General features: G+C 68.1%; 4 protein-coding genes. All 4 read right to left on the minus strand.

Features of this window, described 5'->3' with window-relative positions; translation table 11 throughout:
- The gene (locus tag VFO68_RS16415; RefSeq protein ID WP_325159163.1) at positions 1–705 is read right to left on the minus strand and encodes a DUF3618 domain-containing protein; all 705 of its coding nucleotides are present in this window, start codon (positions 703–705) and stop codon (positions 1–3) included.
- Positions 702–1142: a phage holin family protein gene (locus tag VFO68_RS16420; protein ID WP_325159164.1), complete on the minus strand. Its 441-nt coding sequence runs from the start codon at positions 1140–1142 to the stop codon at positions 702–704. Before VFO68_RS16420 ends, VFO68_RS16415 begins: the two co-directional genes overlap by 4 nt.
- Positions 1139–1789, minus strand: a complete 651-nt coding sequence (locus VFO68_RS16425) for a hypothetical protein (protein WP_325159165.1) — start codon at positions 1787–1789, stop codon at positions 1139–1141. Before VFO68_RS16425 ends, VFO68_RS16420 begins: the two co-directional genes overlap by 4 nt.
- Before the next feature lie 368 nt (positions 1790–2157).
- Positions 2158–3180 (minus strand): hypothetical protein (locus tag VFO68_RS16430; protein ID WP_325159166.1); only part of this gene is annotated, 1023 nt, incomplete at its 5' end.

Genomic DNA, 3180 nt, shown 5'->3' on the forward strand with positions numbered 1-3180 from the left:
TCAGTGTTGCCGGGGTGCGGAGTTGCCGTGCTCCTTGATGTTGTCCTTGGCGTCGTGGGCGTGGTTCTTGATGTCCTCGGCGGCCGAGCGGGTTTCGTCGGCCACGGTGGAGCCGGCGTCCTGTGCCGTCGCCTTGATGGACTCGACGGCCTGCTCGGCGGGCTCGCGGAGGTTGTCCTTCAGTTGTTCGGCCATCTCACCGACCGCGGGCTGAATGTGCTCCTGGGCCAGGTCCTTGGCGTGGTCGGCCAGTTCCCGCTCCCGTTTGCTGGGCGGCAACAGCGAGGCGGTCAGCCAGCCCAGGCCGAACACGACCAGTCCGGCCGCCAGCGGGTTGCCCTGGGTCTGCCGGCGCACGGCCTGCGGGGCCTCGGTGACCATGTGACCCGCTGTCGATGCCGCGGAGGAGACGTTGTCGCCCACGGTCGAGGCCACCGAGGAGACCTTGTCCCCCACGGTTGAGGCGGCGGAGGAAACGTTGTCCCCCATGGTGGATGCGGTCGAGCTCATCCGGTCGGTGGTCTGGGAGGTGGTGCCCATGATCGTGTCCTTCATGGTCGTCAGGGAGCGGCGGGCCCGGTGCACACGACGGTGCACGATCCGGCTCGGGGTCACTTTCTCGGTCAGGGCGTTGACATCGGCGCTCAGCCCGCGCTGCGTTTGCTCGATCTCCCTGCGGAGCTGGTCGGGATCGGTGGTGGTCATGACATCTCCTGGTGCGGCTTGAGGGCCTGGGGTACCTGCTTGACGGTCTCGACGGTGCGTTCCGGTGTCGGATTGAGGTTGCGCAGCGCACCGCGGCCAGCCACGTACAGCCCACCGCCGATCACCGCCCACAGCACCGCCACGATCAGCGCGGCCCAGCCCTGGTCCATCACGTTGGCCAGCGCCCACCACAGCGCGAAGGACAGGAACAGCAGCACCATGTAACCGGCGAACCCGGCTCCGCCGAGCATTCCGGTGGCCTTGCCCGCCTTCTTCGCCTCGACCTTGAGCTCGGCCTTGGCCAGCGCGATCTCCTGGCGCAGCAGTGTCATCAGGTCCTGCGTGACGTTGCCCAGCAGCTCACCGACCGAGTGGTTCTCCACGTCGACATGGTGTGCGCCGGTCGGGATGCCCGGTCCGGTCATCGGTTCGGTCATCGTCGCACCGCACCCGGTCCAGCCGGGACCACGGGGGTGGTGGGCGGGACGACCGGTCCGGGCCGAACCTGCCGCGCAGAACCGGTCTGCTCGGCGGGGAGCGGCGACTCGGCGGTCCAGCCCGGAGCCGGCCGCTCGGTCCGCCAGCCCTGCTCAGCACCCGGCCGCGAGGACATCGCACCGTTGGGCCGATCGGGGCCGCTGTCCTTTGCCGATGCCGCGATGTTGCGGGTCAGCCGCCCGGCCAGCAGGCCGGCCACGGCCGCACCGGCCAGAAACACTCCAGGCCGGCGACGGGCGAAGGAGCGAACCTCGTTGATCAGGTCGCCCGGCTCCCGGGTCTTCAACCACGACGCCACCTGCTCGGTCCGCTCGGTCGCCTGGCGCACCAGGTCCGTCGCCATCCCGGAGTCGTCGCCGCGGTCGGTCATCCGCCGAAGCTCCTCGGCCATGCCGTGCAGGCCTTCGGCCAGCTTGTGCTGGGCGTCGCTGGCCTGGCCGCGCAGCTGGTTTGCGCCCTCCTCCAGGAGGTTCTTGGCCTGCGTGCCGGTCTCGGATGCCACCTGCTTGGCCTGCTCACCGACCACCGAGGTGACCTCACCCGCGCGTTCCGCGGCCGACTTCCCGACCTCGGCGGCCTCACTCATCGCGGACTCCGGAGCCGTCGCGGTGGGCGAACCCGCGCGCGGCGGGAACTGATTCGACTGTGCCATTTTCGATGTCCTTCAATTCTTTAAGTCAGAATTCCGCGCCGAGACCGGCGAATACGCCGTCATGGAACGAAAATCGAGGGCCGCGCCAGCCGGGCGCGCCGGTTTCGGGTACAACACCGGCACTCTGTTTGACCGGGGGCGCATGAGGACCAGAACGGTCCTGCGTCACCGAGCGGGGATACCGCCGGCGCGAGGCCCTAAACGCCGCTGTCCGAAGTCCTGGACGTGATCGCGTGGGTGCAGGGCCCGGACCAGGTCATGGGGCGGAGCCAGCCAGCAGGGTGCGATCAGTCACACGGGTGTCAGGCCTTGGTTCTGGTCTGCTGTTGCAGTTCCGGTGCGGGGTGCGGGCCCTCGGTCTCCAGGCGGTAGTCGGTGCCGAACTGGTCGCGGTGGGCGTCGATGACGAACTCGCTGGGCGGGATCTCGCCGCCCATGATCTTTTCCTGGAACTGTTCGAACCGTTCGTGGGCCTCGGAGACGTAGCCGGCGCCCAGGGTGGTGAGGTCGATCTGGGTGTCCAGCAGGTGGCGCAGGTAGGCCTTGTTCGGTTCGAAGGTCAGGGGTTCGGGCAGCTCGGCGGGCAGTAGTTCGGCGGGGTCGCGGCCGTCGTGCTCGCGCATCAGTTCCGCGGCGATGCGCAGCTGCTCGAGCTCCATGTTCAGGTGCAGCTCCCAGATCGCCTTGACCTTGCGGTCGGACTCGGTCTGCATGAAGGAGTGGTAGAGGTAGACCTCGTTGTACTCGTGGTTGACCAGCCGCTCCCACCAGGTCTCGCCCGGGTCGACCAGCGACTCGTAGTGGGTGACGTGCTCCTCCTCGATCAGCGCGATCTCCTGGTAGAGCTGCCGCGCGATCGGTTCCATGTACTGCGGGCCGACGTTCATGTAGAAGTTCATGGTCTGCTGCTCGGCGGCCATCACCGTCAACGCGTGCATCTTCGACAGGGGCGCGGCGGTGTCGCGGTCGTAGGGGTCGCGGACGTTGTCGACCGGGTGCCGGTGGTGGAACTTGGTCGGCCGGCCGGGCATCACCTCGGTCAGCCCCTCCACGATCTTCTCCGCCTTGCGGTGCTGCACCATCTCGTAGAGGTTGGCGTAGCGGTAGAGGTGGTCGAAGTCCTCCAGCACGCCGAACTCGTAGGCCTGCTTCAGATACGGGTCGGGCTCCATCCGGGCGACCCACGCGGTCAGGTCGACCGCGACCTGCTCGAAGGAGATCGTGGTCTCCAGCGGCGAGGACGAGCCGGGCAGCAGCCAGTTGACCACCTTCTGCTGCTGTTGCTCGATGTAGCGGATCTCGGCCAGCTTGCGCTTGACCTCGGC

It is taken from the genome of Actinophytocola sp., from assembly GCF_035712165.1.
Lineage (GTDB): Bacteria > Actinomycetota > Actinomycetes > Mycobacteriales > Pseudonocardiaceae > DASYTH01.

Excerpts from the sequence above, each read along its gene's own strand:
- VFO68_RS16425 (WP_325159165.1), bottom strand. The coding sequence starts at position 1,789 with ATGAGTGAGGCCGCCGAGGTCGGGAAGTCGGCCGCGGAACGCGCGGGT.
- VFO68_RS16420 (WP_325159164.1), bottom strand. The coding sequence starts at position 1,142 with ATGACCGAACCGATGACCGGACCGGGCATCCCGACCGGCGCACACCAT.
- VFO68_RS16415 (WP_325159163.1), bottom strand. The coding sequence starts at position 705 with ATGACCACCACCGATCCCGACCAGCTCCGCAGGGAGATCGAGCAAACG.